The sequence below is a fragment of the Streptomyces sp. NPDC002825 genome (genome assembly GCF_040295385.1).
Lineage (GTDB): Bacteria > Actinomycetota > Actinomycetes > Streptomycetales > Streptomycetaceae > Streptomyces.
Genome location: NZ_JBEOVH010000047.1, coordinates 17438 through 41362, shown reverse-complemented (window position 1 = coordinate 41362; position 23925 = coordinate 17438). Strand labels below are relative to the sequence as shown.

Annotated in this window: 25 protein-coding genes; 12 read left to right on the top strand and 13 right to left on the bottom strand. The window is 72.3% G+C overall.

Annotated elements, in window-relative coordinates:
• The first annotated feature begins 239 nt into the window (after window positions 1-239).
• Entirely contained in the window at window positions 240-1121 is an 882-nt protein-coding gene (locus ABT041_RS36595; protein ID WP_351192832.1) for an alpha/beta fold hydrolase, read from the top strand.
• Here the strand turns inward: ABT041_RS36595 and ABT041_RS36590 are convergent.
• The gene (locus tag ABT041_RS36590) at window positions 1105-2043 is read right to left on the bottom strand and encodes an NYN domain-containing protein (protein WP_351192830.1); all 939 of its coding nucleotides are present in this window, start codon (window positions 2041-2043) and stop codon (window positions 1105-1107) included. The two genes, ABT041_RS36595 and ABT041_RS36590, sit on opposite strands and share 17 nt — an antisense overlap.
• A 176-nt stretch (window positions 2044-2219) precedes the next feature.
• On the opposite strand from ABT041_RS36590, the gene ABT041_RS36585 reads away from it, so the two are divergent.
• Window positions 2220-2372 carry a DUF8834 family protein gene (locus ABT041_RS36585; protein ID WP_099054331.1) on the top strand — a complete coding sequence of 51 codons (153 nt, stop codon included), beginning with the start codon at window positions 2220-2222 and terminating at the stop codon, window positions 2370-2372.
• Window positions 2373-2473: 101 nt separating this feature from the next.
• Here the strand turns inward: ABT041_RS36585 and ABT041_RS36580 are convergent, their stop codons facing one another.
• From ABT041_RS36580 to ABT041_RS36570, 3 genes are all read right to left on the bottom strand, one after another.
• Window positions 2474-3079 (bottom strand): MarC family protein, encoded by a 606-nt coding sequence (locus ABT041_RS36580; RefSeq protein ID WP_351192827.1) that lies wholly within the window; start codon window positions 3077-3079, stop codon window positions 2474-2476.
• A 744-nt stretch (window positions 3080-3823) separates the two neighbouring features.
• On the bottom strand, window positions 3824-4687 hold the full coding sequence (locus tag ABT041_RS36575) for a PHP domain-containing protein (protein WP_351192825.1): 864 nt from the start codon (window positions 4685-4687) through the stop codon (window positions 3824-3826).
• A 189-nt stretch (window positions 4688-4876) separates the two neighbouring features.
• The gene (locus tag ABT041_RS36570; RefSeq protein WP_351192822.1) at window positions 4877-5515 is read right to left on the bottom strand and encodes a DUF6758 family protein; all 639 of its coding nucleotides are present in this window, start codon (window positions 5513-5515) and stop codon (window positions 4877-4879) included.
• A 198-nt stretch (window positions 5516-5713) separates the two neighbouring features.
• Between ABT041_RS36570 and ABT041_RS36565 the strand changes: the two genes are divergently transcribed.
• Window positions 5714-6931: an MFS transporter gene (locus tag ABT041_RS36565; protein ID WP_351192820.1), complete on the top strand. Its 1218-nt coding sequence runs from the start codon at window positions 5714-5716 to the stop codon at window positions 6929-6931.
• 12 nt (window positions 6932-6943) lie between these two features.
• On the opposite strand, the gene ABT041_RS36560 is transcribed toward ABT041_RS36565, so the two are convergent.
• Window positions 6944-7528, bottom strand: coding sequence for a suppressor of fused domain protein (locus tag ABT041_RS36560; protein ID WP_351192818.1), 585 nt, complete (start codon window positions 7526-7528; stop codon window positions 6944-6946).
• A gap of 421 nt (window positions 7529-7949) precedes the next feature.
• On the opposite strand from ABT041_RS36560, the gene ABT041_RS36555 reads away from it, so the two are divergent.
• On the top strand, window positions 7950-9077 hold the full coding sequence (locus ABT041_RS36555) for a magnesium and cobalt transport protein CorA (protein WP_351192816.1): 1128 nt from the start codon (window positions 7950-7952) through the stop codon (window positions 9075-9077).
• 25 nt (window positions 9078-9102) lie between these two features.
• The gene (locus tag ABT041_RS36550) at window positions 9103-9609 is read left to right on the top strand and encodes a hypothetical protein (protein WP_351192814.1); all 507 of its coding nucleotides are present in this window, start codon (window positions 9103-9105) and stop codon (window positions 9607-9609) included.
• On the opposite strand, the gene ABT041_RS36545 is transcribed toward ABT041_RS36550, so the two are convergent.
• On the bottom strand, window positions 9606-10364 hold the full coding sequence (locus tag ABT041_RS36545) for a hypothetical protein (protein ID WP_351192812.1): 759 nt from the start codon (window positions 10362-10364) through the stop codon (window positions 9606-9608). The genes ABT041_RS36550 and ABT041_RS36545 overlap by 4 nt on opposite strands.
• A 305-nt stretch (window positions 10365-10669) precedes the next feature.
• Between ABT041_RS36545 and ABT041_RS36540 the strand changes: the two genes are divergently transcribed.
• From ABT041_RS36540 to ABT041_RS36530, 3 genes are read left to right on the top strand one after another with little or no spacing between them, the layout of a single operon-like run.
• The gene (locus ABT041_RS36540) at window positions 10670-11941 is read left to right on the top strand and encodes a magnesium transporter MgtE N-terminal domain-containing protein (RefSeq protein WP_351192809.1); all 1272 of its coding nucleotides are present in this window, start codon (window positions 10670-10672) and stop codon (window positions 11939-11941) included.
• On the top strand, window positions 11931-12488 hold the full coding sequence (locus ABT041_RS36535; protein WP_351192806.1) for a DUF1003 domain-containing protein: 558 nt from the start codon (window positions 11931-11933) through the stop codon (window positions 12486-12488). Before ABT041_RS36540 ends, ABT041_RS36535 begins: the two co-directional genes overlap by 11 nt.
• A 44-nt stretch (window positions 12489-12532) precedes the next feature.
• Complete coding sequence (locus tag ABT041_RS36530; RefSeq protein WP_351192803.1) at window positions 12533-13666, top strand: Mrp/NBP35 family ATP-binding protein; 1134 nt, start codon at window positions 12533-12535, stop codon at window positions 13664-13666.
• A gap of 54 nt (window positions 13667-13720) precedes the next feature.
• Here ABT041_RS36530 and ABT041_RS36525 read toward each other — a convergent pair whose 3' ends face one another.
• The 5 genes from ABT041_RS36525 to sigE form a co-directional block, all read right to left on the bottom strand.
• Window positions 13721-14326 (bottom strand): hypothetical protein, encoded by a 606-nt coding sequence (locus ABT041_RS36525; RefSeq protein WP_351192800.1) that lies wholly within the window; start codon window positions 14324-14326, stop codon window positions 13721-13723.
• A gap of 74 nt (window positions 14327-14400) precedes the next feature.
• A complete protein-coding gene (locus ABT041_RS36520; protein ID WP_351192798.1) occupies window positions 14401-14850 on the bottom strand; it encodes a sec-independent translocase in 450 nt (149 codons plus the stop codon).
• Between the two features lie 91 nt (window positions 14851-14941).
• Complete coding sequence (locus ABT041_RS36515) at window positions 14942-16798, bottom strand: S1C family serine protease (RefSeq protein WP_351192795.1); 1857 nt, start codon at window positions 16796-16798, stop codon at window positions 14942-14944.
• A 76-nt stretch (window positions 16799-16874) separates the two neighbouring features.
• Window positions 16875-17804 (bottom strand): anti-sigma factor family protein, encoded by a 930-nt coding sequence (locus tag ABT041_RS36510; RefSeq protein WP_351192792.1) that lies wholly within the window; start codon window positions 17802-17804, stop codon window positions 16875-16877.
• On the bottom strand, window positions 17801-18559 hold the full coding sequence (sigE, locus tag ABT041_RS36505; RefSeq protein ID WP_078908486.1) for an RNA polymerase sigma factor SigE: 759 nt from the start codon (window positions 18557-18559) through the stop codon (window positions 17801-17803). The genes ABT041_RS36510 and sigE overlap by 4 nt, the downstream gene beginning before the upstream one ends.
• A gap of 141 nt (window positions 18560-18700) precedes the next feature.
• On the opposite strand from sigE, the gene ABT041_RS36500 reads away from it, so the two are divergent.
• Window positions 18701-19366 (top strand): O-methyltransferase, encoded by a 666-nt coding sequence (locus ABT041_RS36500; RefSeq protein ID WP_351192789.1) that lies wholly within the window; start codon window positions 18701-18703, stop codon window positions 19364-19366.
• 92 nt (window positions 19367-19458) lie between these two features.
• On the opposite strand, the gene ABT041_RS36495 is transcribed toward ABT041_RS36500, so the two are convergent.
• A complete protein-coding gene (locus ABT041_RS36495; protein ID WP_009997451.1) occupies window positions 19459-19626 on the bottom strand; it encodes a DUF3117 domain-containing protein in 168 nt (55 codons plus the stop codon).
• Window positions 19627-19939: 313 nt separating this feature from the next.
• Here ABT041_RS36495 and chcB point away from each other — a divergent pair, with 313 nt between their 5' ends.
• From chcB to ABT041_RS36480, 3 genes are all read left to right on the top strand, one after another.
• Complete coding sequence (gene chcB, locus ABT041_RS36490; protein WP_351192786.1) at window positions 19940-20743, top strand: 2-cyclohexenylcarbonyl CoA isomerase; 804 nt, start codon at window positions 19940-19942, stop codon at window positions 20741-20743.
• A gap of 84 nt (window positions 20744-20827) precedes the next feature.
• A complete protein-coding gene (locus tag ABT041_RS36485; RefSeq protein ID WP_351192783.1) occupies window positions 20828-22069 on the top strand; it encodes an FG-GAP-like repeat-containing protein in 1242 nt (413 codons plus the stop codon).
• A gap of 27 nt (window positions 22070-22096) precedes the next feature.
• Window positions 22097-23317: an FG-GAP-like repeat-containing protein gene (locus ABT041_RS36480; protein ID WP_351192781.1), complete on the top strand. Its 1221-nt coding sequence runs from the start codon at window positions 22097-22099 to the stop codon at window positions 23315-23317.
• 18 nt (window positions 23318-23335) lie between these two features.
• Here the strand turns inward: ABT041_RS36480 and ABT041_RS36475 are convergent, their stop codons facing one another.
• On the bottom strand, window positions 23336-23920 hold the full coding sequence (locus ABT041_RS36475) for a DNA-3-methyladenine glycosylase I (RefSeq protein ID WP_351192778.1): 585 nt from the start codon (window positions 23918-23920) through the stop codon (window positions 23336-23338).
• Window positions 23921-23925: the final 5 nt, after the last annotated feature.

Genomic DNA, 23925 nt, shown 5'->3' with positions numbered 1-23925 from the left:
GCCTGGACCCGCACCACCAGTGCACTGCGCACGGGGTGCGGGTCCAGGCACGTAAGCCTCTGGCGCCGGCAAGGGCGCCGTTCCGTGTGCCCACCCTCCCCCAAGCTCTCGGCTTCGCACGAGCAGGGGGGACCCCCACGCCCCGGTGGAACGCCTGCCCACAACGGGGGGGGGCACACCCCGGCGGAAGCGCGTCACCCACAACGGACGGGCGCGCGCCGCGCGGTTACAGTCCATCTATGAGCAAGCCCCGTTCCCTCGTCCTGCCGCCCCGCACCCGCGCCCGTCGGCTCGAGACCGTGCGGGGTTCGTTCGCCGTGCTCGACCTCGACGCCGTGGGGGCACGGCAGGGCACCGTGCTGTTGCTGCCCGGGTACACCGGCAGCAAGGAGGACTTCATCGAGCTCCTGCGGCCGCTGAGCGAGGCCGGCTACCGCGCCGTGGCCGTGGACGGGCGCGGGCAGAACGACACGCCGGGCCCCCGCGGCCGCGCCGCCTACCGCCGCAAGGCGCTCGCGCTCGACGCGGTGGCGCAGGCGGCGGCCCTCGGGGACGGCCCCGTGCACCTCGTCGGCCACTCGTTCGGCGGCCTGGTGGCCCGCGCGGCGGCCGCCCTCGCCCCGGCCGCCTTCCGTTCGCTCACCCTGCTCTCCTCCGGCCCCGGCCGCGTCGCCCGGCCGCAGCGGATCCGGGTGCGGGTGCTGCGCGCCGCGCTCGCGGTGCTGCCGAAGGAGCGGGTGTGGCAGGCCATGTGCTGGCTGGACAGCCGCGGCGAGGAGCCGGCGACGGGGGACACACCGGAGCTCTCGGGCTTCCTGCGGCGCCGCTGGATGCGTACCCGTATCGCCCAACTCGCGGGCGCCGGACGGCTCCTGCTGAGCCGTCAGGACGGTACGGAGGAGCTGGCCGGCCTGCCCATGCCGCTGCACTTCGCCTACGGCGCGGACGAGATGGTCTGGGCGCCGGCGGACCTCACGGTGGCGGCGGCCCGCACGGGCGCGCACCGCACGGTGATCGCGGGCGCCGGCCACTCCCCCAACGTCTCGCACCCCCGCGAGCTGACGGACCGCCTCACCGGCTTCTGGGAGCGGGCGGACGCGAAGGTCAGTACTGCGCCTTGAGGTGCTGCCAGAAACCGTCGCGCAGCGCCCTCCGCAGGGCCGCGTGGCCGCGCAGCGAGCGGCTGAGCAGGCGCTCCGCCTCGACGAGCAGTTCCTGGTCGACCGGCCCCGGCAGATAGGGCGCGCCCGGCAGGAGCTCGGCGAGCCGGTCCCGGCCCTGCTCGCCGAGCCAGGTCGCGGCGATCTGGGCGCCGACGAAGCGCACCTCCTCGCGGGAGGGCGGCGGCTCGCCCTCGTTCTCGTACGTGGTGACGGAACGGCGCGTGACGTACGGCCGGCAGAAGTCGAGCTCGAAGGTGCGCTGGCTGTCGACCTCCCAGAGCAGCGCCTCGGCCTGGTTGCGTCCCTCGGCGGCCTCGATGCCCCAGAGGTGGACGCGGGCTCCGTAGCCCTGCGCGGCCTCGACGGCCGAGACGAGGTCCTCGTCGCCGCCGACGAGGGCGGCGTCGCTGATGGCGCGGTGGCGGGCGAGGGACTCCAGGTCGCTGCGGATGAGGGAGTCGACGCCCTTCTGCTGGTTGTTGGCGTTGAGGTTGCCGAGGCGCACCTTGACGTCGGGGAGCTCGGCGATGGCCTGCTGCTCGGGGGTGTGGATCCGGCGGCGGGCCCCGTCGTACCAGTACACGCGGAGGAGCCGGCTGTCCGCGAAGATCGTGCGGGCCGTGTCGATGAAGGCCTCGATGAGGCCCTCGGCGTCGAGGTCGAAGGAGCGCCGGTCCTCGGTGCCCGCCACAAGCAACCCGGCCGCAGCATGGACGTAACCCGCGTCGACGAAGATGGCGTGTGTGGACGGGGTCTTGGCGACCTCGGCCAGCATCCGCCGCAGGAGCTCATTGGTGCGCTCCAGGCGGGCGTCCAAGGCATGCAGACGGGCTTCGGTCGTGGTCTCGGTCACCTGGGCGGTGGGGTCTGCGTCGTTCATACGGGGCTCATTGTCCGCCGCTCGGAGCCGGGCCGCCACACCCCCCTACCTGTAGGTAGTTAGCCATCCGAAAATTTTCCTTAGCGTAGGGAATGTTTGCAGGACGCAAGCCGTTGGATCCATACGTAACGCAGTTCTCCGCCCAGGAGGATCAACTCAGACGAAGGGAGAAGCCCATGCGCTTCGAAATCCTGCGACTCGACGACATCGACGGCACGCCCGTCGACTCCACCGTCGTGGACGCCGCCTCCGTCAATCGGATCGTGCAGCAGGCCGCCGCGATCGGCCAGCGCATCTGGATCCGCCCCGCCGAGACCTCGGCCTCGTAACAGGCCCGGTCCACACCACGCACCGCGCCCCCGCACGGACTTCGCAAGAGCGGAATCCGTACGGGGGCGCAGTGGTGTCCGGGGGCGTCCCGGGCGGCGGCTCAGGCGTTCTGGATCACCTGGGTGATGCCGTTGATGATCTGCTGCACCGCGATGGCGGAGAGCATCATGCCGGCGAGCCGGGTCACGAGGACGACGCCGCCGTCCTTGATGACGCGGATGATCAGCAGCGAGTACCGCATGGTCAGCCAGAGCACGACGTGCATGGCGGCGATGGCGGTCCAGACGGAGACCTGCGAGGCCACGCTGTCGGCGTTCTGCACGGCGAGGATGACGGAGACGATCGCACCGGGACCGGCGAGCAGCGGCATGCCGAGCGGGACGAGCGCGACGTTGACGTCCTTGGTCTGCTTGGGCTCGTCGGTCTTGCCGGTGAGCAGGTCGAGCGCGATGAGCAGCAGCAGGAGACCGCCCGCGATCATCAGGGCGGGGACGGAGACGTGCAGGTAGTCCAGGATCTGCTGGCCGAGCAGACCGAAGACGGTGATGACGCCGAAGGCGACGGCGACGGCCTGCCAGGCCATCCGGCGCTGCACCTTGGCGGGGCGGCCGGAGGTGAGGGCGAGGAAGATCGGGGTGATCCCGGGGGGATCCATGATGACGAAGAGGGTGAGGAACAGCGAGCCGAAGACGGCGACGTCGAACACGGTGGGGTGCCTTGCGGAGAGGTGGAACGGTGGGGTGTACCCCCGCGGTCGGAATGCAGGATTCCGCCGCCGGGGCGGGAGGAGCCGCCACGCGCACGGCGCGGAGCCGTACGCGGGCGGACCAGGAAGAGGAAGGGCCTGGGAGCGGAGACGAACCGGCCGGCACGCCCACGGGGGCGAACGGGACGCGGTGCGGCACGGACCGAGGGCGGGGGCCGACTCCGTCCGCCGGACCGGGGCGGTACGCCCGTGCCTGACGGACCGGGCCGCGCGCCCGTGCCTGGCGGACCGGGGCGGTGCGCCCGGACCGGCGGACCGGGGCGAGGCCCCCGACCGACGGACCTGGGCGGCAGACCCCTGACCGATGGACCGGGACCAGCGCCCCTGACCGACGGACCGGGCTCAGCACCCCTGACCGAAAGACCGAAGCGGCGCGCCCTGACCGGCGGACCGGAGCGGTGCACCCGGCCGAAGGACCGGACCACACACCCACCCCGACCGCCAGACCGGGTTCTGCACCCCCGACCGTCGGACCGAAGCCGCTAGGCGTGACCGGCAGACCAGGATCAGCACCCTGCCCGACCGGCCGAGATCAGCACCCCGGCCGCGGCCGGGGCCTGCGTCCCTGGCCGTCGGCCGCGAGGCGGCAACGCCCCGGCCGAGTCGTCGAGGTGGCGGGTGGCCCGCCGGGTCGGCTCCTCGAGACCGGCGTCCGGGCCGCGTGGCCCGGTCCGCCGAGTGGCCTCAGGTGGCGGGTCCGCCCGCGCCCGGGACCGGGAAGGCCCCTGCGGCGCGGCGGGTGATCTCGCCGTAGATCTCGGGGTCGGTGGTGTACTCGCCGAGCTGACAGGTCTTGCGGCTGCCGTGGTAGTCGCTGGAGCCCGTGGTCAGCAGACCGAGCTCCTTCGCGAGTCCCCGCAGCCGGGCCCGCGTCGCGTCGTCGTGGTCCATGTGGTCGACCTCGATGCCGTCGAGTCCGGCCTCGGCGAGCCGGGCTATCGAGGCCTCCGGCAGCACCTGGCCGCGCTTGACGGCGAGCGGGTGCGCGAAGACGGTGACGCCGCCGGCCGCCTTGACGAGGCGGATCGCGTCGACCGGGTCCAGCTCGTGCTTCTCGACGTACGCCCGGCCGCCGTCGGCGAGCCACTCGGGCGTGAACGCCCCGGACACGTCCGGTACGACTCCGAGCTCGACGAGCGCCTCCGCGACGTGCGGACGGCCGACGGAGCCGTCGCCGGCGATCCGGGCGACCTGGTCCCAGGTGACGGGGACGCCGAGCTCCTGGAGCTTGCCGACCATGCCGCGGGCGCGGGGCACCCGGTCGTCGCGGACGAGTTCGCGCTCGGCGAGGAGCGCCGGCTCCTCGGGGTCGAAGAGGTACGCGAGCATGTGCAGCCCGATGCCGTCCATCCGGCAGGAGAGCTCGGCCCCGGTGACGAGGGTGAGCCCCTCGGGCAGGGCGGCGATCGCCTCGGCGTGGCCGCGGGTGGTGTCGTGGTCCGTGAGCGCGACGACGTCGAGCCCGGCCGCGGCCGCGTTCCTGACGAGGTCGGCCGGGGAGTCCGTACCGTCGGAGGCCGTGGAGTGGGTGTGCAGATCGATGCGCACGACGCGGTACTCCAGGGCTCGGTAGGGAGGAAGGGACGCTCCAGCATAACGGGCGAATCGAACACGTCCGTACGGAACGTCACCAGGCGCACGACCCGAGGAGCCCCTCGGGCACGCCCGAAAAGTCCCGCCGTCCGCACGACGCCCGGCACGCGAGGCACGCCGCCCCCCGCGTACGAGCCTTCCGCCCTAGCCCAGCAGCCTCGGAGTGAGCGCGCCGCAGGGCAGCAGGTCGACCTCGGCGCCCGCTTCGCGCAGGTCCGTCAGGACCAGCTCGTCGTACATCAGGAGGCCGGACTGCTCGGGCCAGACGATCGCCCACAGCCACAGCCCGCGCGCCTCGCCCGCGAAGACCGCGCGGTCCTGGGGGGCACCGGTGACGTGCCAGAGCGGGGTGGGCCGCCCGGCGGCGAGCACCTTCGCCTGGGGCGGTTTGTCGATGGCCATGCCGGAGCCGGGGTCGAGGCCGTCGATGCCGGCGTACCGCGCGCCGAGTCCGACGCCGAGCTCCTCCGCGACCAGGAGCAGCTCGCCGATCCCTCCGAGCGGGCCGGGGCCCGAGCAGGCGACGGCCGTGGCGCGTCCGCCGCTGCGGTCGTCCCCGGCGTACGCGACTCCGGTGAAGAGCCAGCCGACGGGCAGGGGCCACGGCATCCACACCGGGACGTGGGACCGGTGCACCACGACCCCGAGGCCCTCGACGCTGGGCGGGATCACGGGCTGGAGCGGGTGCACGGAGCCGTGCACATCACACTGCCAGGAGTCGGCGAAGAGACCGGGCGCCCTGACCCTGCCACCGCACTTCGGACAACTGGGTTCGCCCCTCATAGGGCTCAACGGTCCTAGCTCTTCCGCTCCGCGTCAAGGAGGGCCGCACACGATCACCCGTCCGGCCGGGACGGTTCACCTGGGGCGCCCGACGCGGTCCCGGCGCCCCGCCCACTGATAGATGTATCTTACATTCATTAGTACGCCTAACTTATTCTGTGTATATCGCAACCATCTCCACGCGAAGGAGCGGTACACATGCAGGACGAACCCGGCGGCAGCATCCTGCGCCAGCCCCCGGCCGTCTGGGCCACCGCGGGCGCCTCCGTCGTGGCCTTCATGGGCATCGGACTCGTCGACCCGATCCTGCCCTCGATCGCCCAGGGCCTGCGGGCGACACCCAGCCAGGTGTCGCTGCTCTTCACCTCGTACTTCCTCATCACCGCCGTCGCGATGCTGGTGACCGGCTTCGTCTCCAGCCGCATCGGCGGCCGCAGGACTCTCCTCGCCGGCCTCGCGCTCGTCGTCGTCTTCGCCGCCCTCGCCGGCACGTCCGACACGGTCGGACAGCTCGTCGGCTTCCGGGCCGGCTGGGGCCTGGGCAACGCGCTCTTCGTCTCGACCTCGCTCGCCGTCATCGTCGGCGCCGCGGCCGGCGGCAGCGCGGCGGCGATCCTGCTGTACGAGTCGGCGCTCGGCCTCGGCATGGCCTGCGGGCCGCTCCTCGGCGCCGCCCTCGGCAACGCCAGCTGGCGCTACCCCTTCTTCGGCACGGCCGCGCTGATGGCGATCGGCTTCCTCTGCATCACGGTCTTCCTCGGGGAACAGCCGAAGCCGGCGCGGAAGACCTCACTGCTCGACCCGATCCGGGCGCTGGGCCACGGCGGCCTGGCCTCGGCCGCGGCCGCCGCGTTCTTCTACAACTACGCGTTCTTCACCGTGCTCGCCTTCACCCCGTTCGTGCTGAACACGACGCCGTACAAGTCCGGCGCGGTGTTCTTCGCCTGGGGCGTGCTGCTCGCCGTCTTCTCGGTGCTCGTCGCACCCCGCCTCCAGCGGCGCTTCGGCTCGCTCACGGTGCTCGGCGGCTCGCTGGTGCTGCTCGCGGCGGACGTGGTGGTGCTCGGCTACGGGAGCCACACCACGGCGGTCGTCTGCACGGTCCTGTCGGGCGCGTTCATCGGCGTCGACAACACCGTCTTCACCGAGCTGGCCCTGGGCGTCTCGGACGCCCCGCGCCCGGTCGCGAGCGCGGGCTACAACTTCGTCCGCTGGTTCGCCGCGGCCGCCGCCCCGTACCTCGCCCCGAAGATCGAGGAGTGGAGCGACGTCCACATGCCCTTCGCGGTGGCCGGCGCGGCCGCCGTCATCGGCGCCCTGATCGTCCGGGTCCGCCGCGCCTCCCTCACCCACGAGGTCCGGGAACTCGCCCCGAAGCACGCCACGGAGGACGGCGTCGGCGTCTTCGCGAGCTGAGCGCCGAAGGCCTCAGTCCAGATTCACGGACCTGCGCAGCGGATCGCGCAGGTCCGTCCCCTGCGCCAGCCAGCGCTCCTCCAGGGCCTGCGCCCCGTGCACCCGCTTCCACGCCGCCTCGTTCGAGGTCATCGGAAGCAGGGGCAGGAAGCGGACCGGGTCCATGGGCTCGTCGAGCTCCAGGTCCTCCACCAGACCGCCCGACTCGGCGACCAGCACCGAGCTGAACGGGGCGCCGGGCCAGAGCGGGTCGCCGACGTCCAGCGAGGCGCCAGGGGCCACGACCACGCCCTCGACCTGCGGGGTCGCCGCGAGGACCGCGAGCGGGCGCAGCACCTTGTCGGTGTCGGCGAGACCGCCCCGTACCGTCAGGACGAGCTCGGCGCGCGGGCCCTTCACCGGGTCGGCGAGCGCGGAGGTCGGATCGGCCATCGGCTGCGCGGACATCCCGAGGGTCGCGTACCGCACGAGGTCGCCGTCGACGAAGCGCAGCACCTCGATCCGGTCCGTGCCGAGGAAGGTCACCGCGGCCCGCGCGTCCGGTTCGCCGAGCGCCGTCCGCAGCCGGGCCTCGACCAGTGCAAGAACTTCTCCCATGCGGGGAGCATAGATCGCGTATGGAACGGGCAAAGGAAGGGATTGACCCTCTGTCGGCTGATAGTGTTGGCCACTGGTCGGGATTCCCGACTGCTCGTCACACGTCATCCCCGACAGGGGACCGGCCGGAGGAGGTGGGACTGCGATGGACCGAAGTCGATCGGGCAGTACCAGCCGCTCTTCCGCCGCTCCGCACCCCCGCCAGGTGCGCTTCCACCGGTGACGTCCGGGTCCGGCACGGATCCGCCCCTCCGGCATCTCGCACGACGGAAGAGCAATTTTCGCCTTTTTCCTGTCTGTAGCGACCGCCGTCTCCGCGCTCCTTCGGTGCCGCCCGCTTTGTGGACGACGTACCTCTCCGTCCCCATTCCGGGCTGTGCCATGCTCCGCGCCGACGGCCGATCCGTGAAGGAGCACAGCCGTGTCGATGATCCGTGACCTCACCGCCGCCGTCCGCCCGAGCTTCCGCCACAGCCTGCGCAAGACCCCGACGACGTACACCTCGTACGACCCCACCCGCGACCACTCGGCCTCCAGCGCCGTGGTCGACTGCGCCGTCTACCGCGACGGGCGCCGGATCGACGACCGCGAGTGCCTCACGCCGCGCGGCGCGATGCGCCAGGTACGGGAGAGCGGCGGCTTCGCCTGGATCGGGCTGCACGAGCCGACCGAGGCCGAATTCGCCGGTATCGCCGCCGAGTTCGGGCTGCACCCGCTCGCCGTCGAGGACGCCGTCCACGCCCACCAGCGGCCCAAGCTGGAGCGGTACGACGACACGCTCTTCACCGTCTTCAAGACCATCCACTACGTCGAGCACGCCGAACTCACCGCGACCAGCGAGGTCGTCGAGACCGGCGAGGTCATGTGCTTCACCGGCCCGGACTTCGTCATCACCGTCCGGCACGGCGGCCAGGGCTCCCTGCGCAACCTCCGCCACCGCCTCCAGGGCGAGCCGGAGCTCCTCGCCAAGGGCCCCTCGGCCGTCCTGCACGCCATCGCCGACCACGTCGTCGACGGCTACATCGCGGTCGCCGACGCCGTCGAACTGGACATCGACCAGCTGGAGATCGACGTCTTCTCGCCGGCCGCGAAGGGCTCCACGCGCGGCACGGACACCGGCCGGATCTACCAGCTCAAGCGCGAGGTACTGGAGTTCAAGCGGGCCGTCACGCCGCTGCTCCGCCCGATGCAGCTGCTGTCCGAGCGGCCTATGCGGCTCGTCGACCCCGACATCCAGAAGTACTTCCGGGACGTCGCCGACCACCTCGCCCGCGTCCAGGAGCAGGTCGTCGGCTTCGACGAGCTCCTCAACTCGATCCTCCAGGCGAACCTGGCGCAGGCGACCGTCGCGCAGAACGAGGACATGCGCAAGATCACCTCGTGGGCGGCGATCGTCGCCGTCCCCACGGCGGTCTGCGGCGTGTACGGCATGAACTTCACGTACATGCCGGAGCTGGAGTGGAAGTACGGCTACCCGATGGTGCTCGTGGGCATCGCCGCCATCTGCTTCACCATCCACCGCACCCTCAAGCGCAACGGCTGGCTCTAGAAAGCCGCCCGCTAGGCTTCGGGCCATGACAGAAGAGCTGCTCGGGTCCGCCCTCGTCGAGGAGGCCACCAAGAAGTCCGGCCTCGTGTGGGTGCGCGGCAGCGGACCCGCCCGCGCGCTCTGGCACGTCTGGCACGACGGCGCCGCGCACGTCGTCGGCGACGGCCCCGGCGAGCAGCCGCTGCCGGGCCTGGTCGACGGCGGTACGGCCGAGGTGACCGTCCGCAGCAAGGACAAGGGCGGCCGGCTCGTCGCCTGGACCGCCGCCGTCAGTGAACTCTCCCCCGGCACGGAGGAGTGGGAGGCGGCCGTCGCCGAGCTGAAGGGCAAGCGGCTCAACGCCCCCGACGGCGAGGCCATGCCCGCCCGCTGGGCGCGCGAATGCCGGGTCGTACGGCTCGACCCCCGGTCCTCGACCACGGAGCTCCCGGACGGCTCCCTGGCCGCCGTACCGCTGCCGACGGGGGCGAACACCCGCCGGCCGATCCCGGCGGGTCTGCCGAAGCTGCTCTTCCGGAAGAAGAGGCGTTAGGTACGGGGCAGCTGCTTGCCGTAGTCGAGGGTCTCCCCCTTCGACGGCGCGGCGAGCGGGAAGTCCTTGTTCCACTCGGAGAGCACCACGACGCCCCCTCCGCCGCCCCGCGCGAACTGCACGGGGTAGGGCTCGCCGTCCAGGGACACGTCGAGCGTCCCGCCCTCGCCGTCGGCGCCGCCCTTGACCTTGACCGTGCGGACCCCGCCGATCTGGTCCCGGTCGCCCTTGACGATCTCGCCGTGCAGGCCGATCAGACCGTCGAGGAGCGGCCCCATGTCGGTGAAGCCGCGCAGCTGCTTGTACGAGGGGTCGCCCTGCGGGACCTTCACGTACTTGTCGTCGAGCTTGTCGGCGGCCTCGGAGTCCGCCTCCGACGGCGTCTCGCCCTCCTTGCCGTCATGGGCCCAGAAGCCCGCGTCGGCCTTCAGGTAGAGCGCGTCGCCGACCCGCAGCAGCTCGAAGGTGCTGTTCTTCGTCGTCACGGAGCCGGTCGCGCCGTCCTGCTTGAGGCGCATGTTCAGCTTGAAGGTGCCGCCCTTGCTGACGAGGGTGCCGGACAGCCGCACGGCCTTCGCCGCGTCCGCCGCCGACTGCGCCTTCTGCTCGATCTCGGGCGGGGAGAGTCTCCCCACGCCGTTCGTCCCCTCGTCCGGATCGGCGGCGCAGGCCGTGAGTCCCACCGTCAGTCCGGCGCAGAGCGCCAGGGGCGTGACGGCCCTGCGGATACGCGATGACGGGGTACGAACGGTCATCTGCGCTGCCTCTCGTGTCGTGGGGGGGCGACGGCACGGCCCGTACGGGATGCCGGGGACGGTCGCGTCCCGGCCGGGCGGAAGGGCCGGGTCCGGTGCGCGGGGCCGATGGGGGGGGAACGGCAGACCGCAGCGTACCCGGGCCAGGTGACGGGCCCCGCAGGCAGCCGTACGGAGTCTCTGCCGGGGCGGGGCGGAACGGCACGGGCTAGCCTGAACCCGGCAAAGCTCTGCAATCACCGGCAAAGCTCTACGACGACTCACATCGACGACTCGAATCGTGCGGCACCGAGGAGGCGCGTGGCATGGCGGCAGGCGCCCCCCGGATCTTCGTCTCCCATCTCGCCGGAGTACCCGTCTTCGACCCCGTCGGCGACCAGGTCGGCCGCGTCAGCGACCTCGTCGCCATGCTCCGCGTCGGCCGCCGGCCGCCCCGGCTGCTCGGCATGGTCGTGGAGGTGCTCAGCCGGCGCCGGGTCTTCGTCCCCATGACCCGGATCAGCGGGCTCGCCTCCGGCCAGGTCATCACCACCGGCGTCGTCAACATGCGGCGCTTCGAACGGCGCCCCACCGAGCGGCTCGTCCTCGGCGAGCTCCTCGACCGGCGGGTCACGCTGGTGGAGTCGGGCGAGGAGGTCACCGTCCTCGACGTCTCCATCCAGCAGCTGCCCGCCCGCCGCGACTGGGAGATCGACCGGGTCTTCGTCCGCAAGGGGAAGGGCGGGGTGCTGAGCCGCAAGGGCGAGACGCTGACCGTCGAGTGGTCGGCCGTCACCGGCTTCTCCCTGGAGGAGCACGGCCAGGGCGCCGAGAACCTGCTCGCCACCTTCGAGAAGCTGCGTCCCGCGGACCTCGCCAACGCCCTGCACCACCTCTCCCCCAAGCGGCGCGCCGAGGTCGCCGCAGCCCTCGACGACGACCGGCTCGCCGACGTCCTCGAAGAGCTGCCGGAGGACGACCAGATCGAGATCATCGGCAAGCTGAAGGAGGAGCGGGCCGCCGACGTCCTGGAGGCCATGGACCCGGACGACGCCGCCGACCTGCTGTCCGAGCTCCCCGAGGAGGACCAGGAGCGGCTCCTCACCCTGATGCAGCCCGACGACGCGGCCGACGTCCGCCGGCTCCTGGCGTACGAGGAGCGCACGGCGGGCGGTCTGATGACGACCGAGCCGATCGTGCTGCGCCCGGACGCCACCGTCGCGGACGCCCTGGCCCGGGTCCGCCAGCAGGACCTGTCGCCGGCGCTCGCCGCGCAGGTGTACGTGTGCCGGCCGCCGGACGAGACGCCGACCGGCAAGTACCTGGGCACGGTGCACTTCCAGCGGCTGCTGCGCGACCCGCCGTTCACGCTGGTCAGCTCGCTCGTGGACAGCGATCTCCCGCCGCTCGGCCCGGACACCCCGCTGCCGGCCGTGACCAGCTACCTCGCCGCGTACAACATGGTCGCCGCGCCCGTGGTCGACGAGAGCGGCTCGCTGCTCGGCGCGGTCACCGTCGACGACGTGCTCGACCACCTGCTGCCGGACGACTGGCGGGAGACCGAGTTCCACGAGGAGGGGGCCGGGGATGGCCGCTGAGCGCACGCAGGACCGGGAGCGGGAGCGGTCCGTGCCCCGCATCCGGCTCGACCTGCCGCGCGAGCGGCGGTCCCGGCTGCTGCCGGAGTACGACCCCGAGGCCTTCGGGCGGCTCTCGGAGCGGATCGCCCGCTTCCTGGGGACGGGCCGCTTCCTGGTCTGGATGACCCTGACGATCGTCGTCTGGGTGCTGTGGAACATCTTCGCGCCGGGCTCGCTGAAGTTCGACGAGTACCCCTTCATCTTCCTGACGCTCGCGCTGTCCCTGCAGGCCTCGTACGCGGCGCCGCTGATCCTGCTCGCCCAGAACCGTCAGGACGACCGGGACCGGGTCAACCTCGAACAGGACCGGAAGCAGAACGAGCGGTCGATCGCGGACACCGAGTACCTGACCCGGGAGATCGCGGCGCTGCGGATGGGCCTCGGCGAGGTCGCGACCCGCGACTGGATCCGCTCGGAGCTCCAGGACCTGATCAAGGAGATGGAGGAGCGCCGGGATCTATTCCCGTCCGGCGACGACCGCGGAAGTGACGTACCCGACCGTTGACAGCCCTTTCACCGGCCCGTGGTCGGCGCCGTACCATCGTCGGTATGGCTACGGAAGACGCGGTGCTCGAAGCACTGGCGACGGTGAACGACCCTGAGATCAACAAGCCGATCACTGAGCTCGGCATGGTCAAGTCGGTGGAGATCGGTGAAGACGGCAGGGTCGCTGTCACGGTGTACCTCACCGTCTCCGGCTGCCCGATGCGCGAGACGATCACCCAGCGCGTGACGGACGCCGTCTCCCGCGTCGAGGGCGTCACCTCGGTCGACGTCTCGCTGGACGTGATGAGCGACGAGCAGCGCAAGGAGCTGGCGGCGGCGCTGCGCGGCACGAGTGCCGAGCGCGAGGTCCCCTTCGCGAAGCCGGGCTCGCTGACCCGGGTGTACGCGGTGGCGTCCGGCAAGGGCGGCGTCGGCAAGTCCTCCGTGACCGTGAACCTGGCGGCGGCGATGGCCGCCGACGGTCTGAAGGTCGGTGTCGTCGACGCCGACATCTACGGCCACAGCGTGCCGCGGATGCTGGGCGCGGACGGCCGTCCGACCCAGGTCGAGAACATGATCATGCCGCCGTCGGCGAACGGTGTGAAGGTCATCTCGATCGGCATGTTCACCCCGGGCAACGCGCCGGTGGTGTGGCGCGGCCCGATGCTGCACCGCGCGCTCCAGCAGTTCCTCGCGGACGTGTACTGGGGCGACCTGGACGTCCTGCTGCTCGACCTGCCCCCGGGCACCGGCGACATCGCGATCTCGGTCGCGCAGCTCGTCCCGAACGCGGAGATCCTGGTCGTGACGACGCCTCAGCAGGCGGCGGCCGAGGTCGCCGAGCGGGCCGGCTCGATCGCCGTGCAGACCCACCAGAAGATCGTCGGCGTCGTCGAGAACATGGCGGGCCTGCCGTGTCCGCACTGCGACGAGATGGTCGACGTGTTCGGCACGGGCGGCGGCCAGAAGGTCGCGGACGGCCTGACGCAGACCACGGGCGCGACGGTCCCGGTCCTCGGCTCGATCCCGATCGACGTGCGCCTGCGCGAGGGCGGCGACGACGGCAAGCCGGTCGTCCTCTCCGACCCCGACTCCCCGGCGGGCGCGGCCCTCCGCGCGATCGCCGGCAAGCTGGGCGGCCGCCAGCGCGGCCTGTCGGGCATGAGCCTGGGCATCACGCCGCGGAACAAGTTCTGAGCCATGACGAAGGGCGCCCCCGGTGGGGGCGCCCTTCGTCGTTTCCAGGTCTTGCTACGCGCCGTACGTACTGAGGTCCTTCACCTGCGAGAACCCGAGCCCGTACGCGCTCATCCCGCGCCCGTACGCCCCGATGTGCACATCGCCCGCCGAGCCCGCGAGGACCCAGCCGAACTCGGTCTCCCGGTAGTGGAACGGCACCGGCACCCCGTCCACCGGCAGCGACAGCGTCGACCACGCCGGGCCGTCCAGGTCGTCGGCGAGCTCGAAGGCCGTCTCCGTCTGCTGGTCCAGCCAGTGGTCCCGCAGCGCGTGGTCGAGCGAGGCGGGCCAGGTGTGGGCGAGGAGCCCGGAGCCGGCCAGCCAGGCGGCCGAGGAGACGGTGGTGGCGTCGAGGACGCCCGTGCCGTCCCCGGTGCGGCGCACGGGGTTCGCCGCGACCGTCACGACGACGGCGAAGCGCTCCTTCTCCGCGCTGCCGGCCTCGGACTTTATCGACGGCTCGTCACCGTGGCCCATCGAGCCGTGCTGGACGGTGCCGTCCGCCGCCGTGCCGATCTGCATCAGCCGGCGCGGGCCGGTGAACGCCTCGTCGAGCCCGTACCAGGCGAAGGGTGCGCGCAGAAAGCCATCGGCTTCCACCCGACTCGTCGTCTTCATTCCGGCCGCCTCCTCGTTGCGTCAACAGAGGGAGGATAGCCACCGCTGAGCAGCGGGTCGGTGACAGGCCGTCGTCAGGTGGCGTCGGAGTCGTACGGAGGACGCTCCGCAGCGCCCTGATCGTCCCGCTTGTCCTGCTTCTTCAGCAGGTCCGGGGAGCCGTTGACCGCCGCAGGGGCGGCCGCGGGCGTGGCCTCCCGGCCGTGGACGGCGTCGGCGACCTCGTTCATCTCCTTCTTGAAGTCGAACGTGCCGCGCAGGTCCTTGAGCTCCTTGAGGTCCTCGTTGCTCTCCAGCTGCTTGCGGAGGAACGTCTTGGGGTTGAGGTCCTCGAACTCGAAGTCCTTGAACTCCGGGCCCAGCTCGCTGCGGATGTCCTGCTTCGCGCTGTCGGAGAACTCGCGGACCTTCCGGATGAAGCGCGAGACGTCCTGGATCACCTTCGGAAGCTTCTCCGGCCCGAAGACGAGCACGGCGAGGACCACGAGCGTCACCAGCTCGAGTGCGCCTATGTCGCTGAACACCTAGTAGCTCCTTCACGCCGGTCCAGGGCCCGGTCCACGGTACCCGCCGAAACTGTCCGACGGGTACCTCGCGGCGTCCGCCACATGGCGCTCAGGTGCCCTGCGAGGATCCGAGCGTCAACGTCTTTGTCAGCTCTTTGCCGTTCCGGGTCAGAGTGAGCTCCAGCTCGTCGCCGGGGCGGTGGGCGCGGATCTTCACGATGAGCTCCTCGCCGTTGTGCACGCGCTGGCCGTCGACCTTGGTGATGACGTCCCCGGGCCGGAGCCCCGCCTTGGCGGCCGGGCCGCCGGCGGTGACGGAGGCGGAGCCGTCCTTGCCCTTCTCGCCGACGCGGGCGCCGTCGCCCTGGAACTGCATGTCGAGGCTCACACCGATGACCGGGTGGGTGGCCTTGCCGGTGTTGATGAGCTCCTCGGCGACGCGCTTGCCCTGGTTGATCGGTATGGCGAAGCCGAGACCGATGGATCCGGCCTGGCCGCCGCTGCCGCTCTCGCCGTCGCTCGCCGCGCGGATGGCGCTGTTGATGCCGATGACGCGGGCCTTGGAGTCGAGCAGCGGGCCGCCGGAGTTGCCGGGGTTGATGGGCGCGTCGGTCTGGAGCGCGTCGACGTAGCTGATGTCGCTGCCGTCGCCCTTCTCGCCGCCTGCGGTGATCGGGCGCTCCTTGGCGCTGATGATGCCGGAGGTGACGGTGTTGGAGAGGTCGAAGGGGGCGCCGATGGCGACGACGGGGTCGCCGACGCGGACGTTGTCGGAGTTGCCGAGCGGCAGCGCCTTGAGGCCGGAGACGCCGGTGACCTGGACGACGGCCAGGTCGTAGCCGGTGTCCTTGCCGATGAGCCTGGCGCGGGCCGTCTCGCCGCTGGAGAAGGTCACCGAGATGTCCTCGGAGGACGCGGCGCCGTCGACGACGTGGTTGTTGGTGAGGATGTGGCCCTTGGTGTCGAGCACGAAGCCGGTGCCGGTGCCGGAGGATCCGTTGCCCTTGACGTGCAGGGTGACCACGCCGGGCAGGGCGCTGGCGGCGATCCCGGCGACGCTGTCGGGGGCGCGGCCGGTGTCCCCGGCCTCGGCCTGCGGCAGCTCGACGGCGGTGAGCCCGCCGTTCCGCTCGACGTACGCGCCGATGCCGCCGCCGATGACGCCGGTGACGAGGGCGAAGGCGAGCGCGCCGGCGACCGCGAGCCCCTTGCGGGACTTCTTGACGGGCTGCGGCGGGACGCCGGCCCCGGCGGCCCCGGCTGCCGCCCAGGGGTCGTACTGCACCCAGGGGGTCGGCTGGGGATGGGGCTGGGCGTGGTGATGCGCCTGCGGCGGTACGGAGGCGGGCGGCCGCTGCACGGGCGGCGCGGGCGCCCAGGGCCCCGGCTCACCGTAGGGCGGCGTCCGGTACTCGTCGGGCACGTGCAGCGGCTGCCGGGAAGCGGGCTCCGCCGGGGGTACGGGGGTGGGGACCGGCTCCGTCACGAGTGCGGGCTCGGGCCCGGCGACGGCCTCCGGCGCGGGGGCGGACTTCGTCAGCTCCACGGCCGGCGCGGACGCGGACTCCGTCACGAGGGGCTCGGCGGGTGCCGCAGACGCGGGCGCCGAGGCGGGCCCGTCCGCGGGCGCGGGCGCCTGTCCGGGCTCCGCCGCCAGGGGCGGGGCCACCTGGCCGTGCGGGGCCTGGGACTCGCCCGTCGGCCCGGGCGCGACCGCCGACGCCGGCACGGGCTCGGCCACCGGCACGGCGGCATGCGCCGCCTGCGGCTCAAGGACCTCGCAGGCCGCCGGCGCGGGCACGCCCTGCGCGGGTGCGGCCTGCGCCGCCGGCTCCTGGTTCGGGGTCGGATGAGGTGCGGGCAGGGGGAAGTCGCCGTCGGCTTCGTCCGCCGGCGGCGTGGGTATCCGTGCCGCCTCCGGTGTGGTCGAAGGCCGGCTCCACCAGTTCGGCTTCCCGTTGTTCATGCTCTCCCCGCAACCGCTGACCCGTCCGCGCCCCTGGGTCGGGCGCCCTGCCCCCTGGATTCAACCAGGTCGCGGGTCAGCGGTGGGAGCCGAGAGGTTCCGTCGTCGGGCTGGCCATCGGGCTGGGCCCGGGGGCGAAGGCCAGCTGGAGGGCCGGAGCCGTCGTCGGACGTATGAACGGCGAGAGGGCGAGGAGCGACTGCGGGGCCGGGTTCCGGAGCCGTACGGCCACCAGCGGCGTGGCGGGCGAGCGCACCGCGTCCGGCGGGACGGCGCCCGACGGAACGGTGCCCTGGCCCGCGGCCACGACCGGCCCTTGCGGGAACCCGGCCGGAGAGCCCACGGCGAGCGGCTCGGCGGCGTCGACGGACCGGGCGCCCGCACGCTCGCCGGAGCGCGTGCCCCGGCCGGCCGCCGTGCCCGTGGCGCCGCCGCCGGTCGCGGTGGCCCGCAGCGGGGTGACGGCGCTGCCGGTGCCCTGCCCGCCGCGCGCGCTGGCGCTCGCGCTCACGGAGGCCTCCAGGGGCAGCGTGCCCCCGAGGGCGATCGCCGCGAACGAGACGGCACCGGCCGCCGCGAAGGCGAAGCGCCGGCCCCGCCCGGAGGTTCCGGAGCGGCGGTAGCCGACCTCGTGGATGCGGAAACCGGCCCCGGGGGTGACGACGGCGGCGGTGGCGAAGCCGTCGGACTTCACGCCGCCCGCGCCGAGGAGCTCTTCGAGGGGGCCGCGGGGCGAGCCGGGCCCTCCCGGCTCACCGGGTCCCCCGGGCAGTCCCTGGAGACGTGCGAGGAGGCCCTCGGAGGGCGGTGGCGGAGCCGCCGAGGCGAAGACGCTCTTCAACGTGCGCTGGGCGTCGGCCTCGGCCTTGCAGCGGGCGCAGGTCGCGAGGTGGGCGAGGACCCGCTCGCGGGCGTCGTGGCCGAGTTCGCCGTCGACGAGCGCGGCCAGCCGGTCCCCGAGGTGGTGCTCCGCGGGGGTCGGCGACGTCGGACGTGTGCCGCTCACGCTGTCCCTGCCTCCCATCCGACGGAGGCGAGGGCACGCTCCGCCCGGGCCTCGGGCGAGCGGTGCTTGAGCGCCTTGCGCAGGTGGGAGCGGCCGCGGTGGATGCGGCTGCGGACGGTGCCGAGCTTCACTCCGAGGGTCGCGGCGATCTCCTCGTACGAGAGGCCTTCGATGTCGCAGAGGACGACGGCCGCGCGGAACTCGGGCGCGAGGGTGTCGAGTGCCTGCTGCACGTCGGCGTCGAAGTGCGTGTCGTTGAACGCCTGCTGCGGCGAGGGCTCACGGCTGGGGAGCCGCTCGGCAGCGTCGTCGGCGAGCGCGTCGAAACGGATGCGCTGCTTGCGGCGGACCATGTCGAGGAAGAGGTTGGTGGTGATGCGGTGCAGCCAGCCCTCGAAGGTGCCCGGGGTGTACGTGGACAGCGAGCGGAAGACGCGGACGAAGACCTCCTGGGTCAGGTCCTCGGCGTCGTGCTGGTTGCCCGTCAGGCGGTAGGCGAGGCGGTAGACCCGGCCACTGTGCGTGCTGACGATCTCCTCCCAGGTGGGAGGGGTCCACGCCTGCGATTCCGCATCCGATGCGAAGGTCGCGGTGGTGGGAGCGGAGTCGGTGGTGCGGAAACGGTCAGCGGTGTCGGTCACGGATTTCGGCTCACCCGCCGACCTGAGAAGACGCCGAAGCACTCCTCCCCGATCCACAGGCGCAGCCGCACCTCCCCTGTCGGCTCTGGTGGTGTCCAGTGGAGCCCCTACCATAGCCACCTCGCCCGTTAGCTCCGGATAAGAATCTTTACGCGAATTTGGAACCGGCTCGCCCGGCTGCCTCGGTCGCGTCCTTCCCCTGGTGAACGCCCGGTCCCATCTGCGGGTTCCCACGGACAGCGGATACAGTCACCGTTGCGTCAACTACGGGGACAGGAGAGGGCCATTACCGCCAACCAGCAGCCGAGCTGGTCGTTCGCCGACGCCTTCGTCGCCGAGGACGAGGCTCTGCGCTGGGCCCGTGAGCGGGCCCGGGAGGCAGGGCTGCCCTCGGTGTCCCCGGGCACCGGTGGGGCGCTGCGCCTGCTCGCCGCGACGGCGGACGCCAAGGCGGTGGCGGAGATCGGCACCGGCACGGGCGTGTCGGGCATCTACCTGCTGCTCGGGATGCGGCCGGACGGCGTCCTGACGACGGTGGACCTCCAGCCGGAGCGGCAGCAGCTGGCGAAGACGGCGTTCCGGGCGGCGGGCTTCGCGGGCAACCGGGCGCGCTTCATCCCGGGCCGCGCCCTGGACGTGCTGCCCCGGCTCGCGGACGGCGGGTACGACCTCGTGTTCTGCGACGGCGACCGGGTCGAGTACCTGGACTATCTCGCTGAATCGTTGCGCCTGCTGCGACCGGGGGGTCTTGTCTGCTTCGAGGGGGTCTTCGCGGACGGCCGCACCGTCGATTCGGGGGCCCAGCCGGCGGAGGTCCAGCGGATCCGGGAGCTGCTGCGCGCGGTGCGGGAGAGCCAGGAGCTCGTCCCCTCGCTGCTGCCGGTCGGTGACGGGCTGCTGTGCGCGGTACGACGGGGCTGACGGGCTCGCCCCGGGCCTCCGGTCCTGGAGACACCGCTGCCCCGGGACGGCGGACCGTACCGGGGCAGCGCTGGAAATCGTGGAGAAGAGGGTCAGCCGACGACCTTCTTGAGGGCGTCGCCCAGCGCCTCGGCCTCGTCCGGGGTCAGCTCGACGACAAGCCGACCGCCGCCTTCGAGCGGAACGCGCATGACGATGCCCCGCCCCTCCTTGGTCACCTCGAGCGGGCCGTCACCCGTCCGCGGCTTCATGGCCGCCATGCTTGTTCCCCTTCCTGAAACCAGCTCATCGTCAGCCGGGCAGCTCCTTGATGTGGAGCACGCGTCACCGGCTTCGAACACATTGCTTCCAGGTCATTATCCCGCATGGCAGGACCCGATGACCAACATCGATCGGCATCGCTTGCGCAACGCGCTCCCGCAAAACCCCACATTTCGGGGATCGGCCTGCGATACTTCGCCGCTCGACGTCGGACGGACCCCCTCCAAATCTTTGACGCAGCTCACATGGGCGGCACGGGTGATCTCCGCCATGCTGGGCTGGTCAACGACGCAATGAGGCGAAGGGAACCCGATGGCCGACACGGTGCTGTACGAGGTGAGCGACGGACTCGCCACCATCACGCTCAACCGGCCCGAGGCCATGAACGCGATGAACGTGGCGGCGAAAGTCGCCCTCCGGGACGCTGCGGAGACCGCCGCGGCCGATCCGGCCGTACGGGCGGTGCTGCTCACGGCCGCCGGCGACCGGGCGTTCTGCGTGGGCCAGGACCTGAAGGAGCACGTCGGGCTGCTCATGTCGGACAAGGAGTCCGGCACGAGCGAGACCATGAACACGGTCCGTGACCACTACAACCCGATCGTGCGGGCGCTCACCGGCATGCGCAAGCCGGTCGTCGCGGGCGTGAACGGCGTCGCCGCCGGGGCCGGCTTCGGCTTCGCGCTCGCCGCGGACTACCGGGTGGTCGCGGACACCGCGTCCTTCAACACCTCGTTCGCGGGGGTCGCGCTCACCGCCGACTCGGGCGTGTCGTGGACGCTCCCCCGGCTGATCGGCGCGAGCCGGGCCTCCGACCTGCTGCTCTTCCCGCGCTCGATCGGCGCCCAGGAGGCGTACGAGCTCGGCATCGTGAACCGTCTGGTCCCGGCCGCGGACCTGGCCGCCGAGGCGGAGAAGGTGGCCCGCACCCTCGCCGCGGGCCCGACGGTGGCGTACGCGGCCCTGAAGGAGTCCCTGGCCTACGGCGCCGACCACTCCCTCACCGAGGCCCTCGGCAAGGAGGAGGAGCTGCAGACGCTCGCGGGCGCCTCGGAGGACCACACGATCGCGGTCCGCGCGTTCATCGCGAAGGAGAAGCCGCAGTACCTGGGCCGCTGACGCCGGTCGGAACCCGTTCGTACGGGTGGTGGGCGGGTCTATAGGATCCGCTCACCATTCGTACGCACATACCTGGGGGGTTCCGTGCGTCCTTCTCCTTCCGCGCGCCTTCTTCGCGGCGCGCTCACGGCGGGTGCGGCTCTGGGCCTGTCCGCCACGGCCCTGACCACGCCGGCGCAGGCGGCCGACGGCTGGGACCGTTGTCCCACCGGCGCCGTCTGCGGCTTCAGCCAGCCGCTGTACCAGGGCGACATGATCGTGATCCGGAAGCCGACGGGGTCCCTCGGCACCTGGGACAACCGCATCCGGTCCTTCATCGTCAAGACCTCCGGTTACGACGCGGTCTGCTTCTACCCGAAGCCGGGTCTCGCCCCCGAGGGCTCCGTCCACTTCTACACCTCGGAGTCCTTCGACGAGAGCGCCTATCCCGGGCTCGACAAGGCCGTCAGCTCCGTGGACGTCGGTCCCGACGCGGACGACTTCTGCGGCGCCGAGAGCCGCTTCCCGATGCTGAACGAGGCCGTGAAGCACAGGCCGGCGACCCTGCCCGCCGACGGGCACTTCGGCGACATCGACCGGGACGGGTACGCCGACGTCCTCGGGCGCAACCTGATCGGCCAGCTGTGGACGGGCCACGCCTGGAACAGCCCCGGCAGTCCGCTGCTCGTGGGCGGCGGCTGGGACGGCATGACCAAGCTGGTCCGGCACGGGGACTACGACGGCGACGGCAACGAGGACGTCTACGCCCGCGACAAGGCCGGTGTCCTCTGGTTCTACCCGGGCAACGGCCGGGGGTGGTTCAAGCCCCGCCTGAAGGTCGGCGCCGGCTGGAACACCATGCGCGACCTGGCGGCCGCCGGGGACCTGACCGGCGACGGCAGGGGTGACCTCCTCGCCTCCGACGGCGACGGCGTCCTGTGGACGTACCCGGGCAACGGCCGCGGCTGGTTCGGCGCCCGGCAGAAGGTCGGCGGCGGCTGGAAGGCCATGAACGAGCTCGTCGGCGCCGGCGACATGAACTCCGACAAGAAGGCCGACCTGGTCGCCCGCGACACGACGGGCAGGCTCTGGCTCTACCCCGGCAACGGCCGCGGCTGGTTCTCCACCCGCAAGCTCATCGGCACCGGCGGCTGGAACGGGCACCACGAGCTCATCGGCCTCGGCGACGTCACCGGCGACGGCCGCCCCGACCTGGGCGCGCACGCCAAGGGCGCCGAGTCCTGGGAGGGCCACGTCCGGCTCCTGGTCTACCCCGGCCTCGCCGACGGACGCCTCCAGGCCCCCCGCGACCTCGGGCACGTCCGCTCCACCTCCTTCGTCTTCTGACCCTCTTCCGTGAACGGATTCCGCATCATGATCCGCACTGTCCGGGGCCGCCGCGCCCTGGCCGCCGCCGTCACCACGGCGGCCTCCCTGGCGACGCTGATGACGGCCGCCCCGCCCGCCGCGGCGGGCTCGGAGCGCTGCCCCGCAGGCCGCATCTGCCTCTTCCAGTACCGCGAGTACCAGGGCGAGATGAAGATCATCACGTCCAGTCAGTCCACCCTGGGGACCTGGAACGACAAGACGTCGTCCATGGTCAACAACTCCGACCTGTACGCCGTCCTGTGGACCGACCCCGGATTCACCGGCAGCGACTCCCTGCACACGGACCCGCACAACGGCGCCATCAGCTTCGACGGGTCCGTGATGGGCCAGCTCGACAACAGGATCAGCTCCATCCGCGTGGCCACCACCCGGTACGAGGCGACCCAGGGCGTGCCGTGGATCGACTGGTCGACGGAGAAGCGTCCGACCGGCCTGCCGGCCGCCGCGAAGTTCGGCGACCTCAACAACGACAACCGCCCGGACCTCCTGGAGCGGGCCGAGGACGGCCGGCTGTGGTTCCTCAACGGCGTACGGGACGCCAACTGGAACACCAAGGGCCTGCTGGTCGGCGGCGGCTGGAACGCCATGACCACGCTCGTCCGGCACGGCGACTACAACGGCGACGGCAAGGAGGACGTCTTCGCCCGCGACCGGTCCGGCGTGCTCTGGTTCTACCCCGGCAACGGCTACGGCTGGTTCAAGCCCCGCCTGAAGGTCGGCGCCGGCTGGAACACCATGAAGGAGATCGAGGCGGTCGGCGACCTCACCGGCGACGGCCGCGGCGACCTGGTCGCCCGGGACACGGCCGGAGTCCTCTGGACGTACCCGGGCAACGGCCGCGGCTGGTTCGGCACCCGGAAGAAGGTCGGCGGCGGCTGGAACACCATGAACGCGCTCGCCGCCCCCGGCGACATGACCGGCGACGGCAAGGCCGACCTCGTCGCGCGCGACGGCGGACGGGGGCTCTGGCTGTACCCCGGCAACGGCCGCGGCTGGTTCGGCACCCGCACCAAGCTGCCGTACGCCTGGCCGCTGAACGAGCCGATCATCGCCGTCGGCGACGTGACCGGGGACGGCAAGTCCGACCTCATGCGGACGATCAACTTCTGGGACCTGAGCGTCTACCCGGGCAACGGCCGCGGGAGCGTCGGCGCCCCGCAGTACGTCACCATGTACGACCCCGCGGACCACGTCCACGTGTTCTGACGGGTGCCCGGCCCGGGGTCAGTTGCCGCCCCGGGCCACGCACCCCGCCAGATGGTCGTCCACCAGGCCGCACGCCTGCATCAGGGCGTAGGCCGTGGTGGGGCCGATGAAGCGCAGGCCGCGCTTCTTGAGCGCCTTGGAGAGCGCCGTCGACTCGTCGGTGACCGCCGGGACCTCGGCGAGCGTGCGCGGGGCCGGGCGGGTCGCCGGGTCCGGGGCGTGGGACCAGATCAGCGCGTCGAGCTCGCCCGGCCGCCAGTCGGCGAGCAGCTTCGCGTTGGCCAGGGTCGCGTCGACCTTGGCGCGGTTGCGGATGATGCCCTCGTCGGCGAGGAGCCGCTCGCGGTCGGCCTCGGTGAAGAGGGCCACGTCGGCGATCCGGAAGCCGGAGAACGCCTTCCGGAAGCCCTCCCGGCGGCGCAGGATCGTGATCCACGACAGGCCCGACTGGAAGGCCTCCAGGCAGAGCCGCTCGAACAGCGCGTCGTCGCCGTGGACCGGGCGGCCCCACTCCTCGTCGTGGTACGCGACGTAGTCCTCGGTCGACAGGCCCCAGGGGCAGCGCGGCCGCCCGTCGGGCCCGGGGATCGCCTCGCCCGTCACTGCTC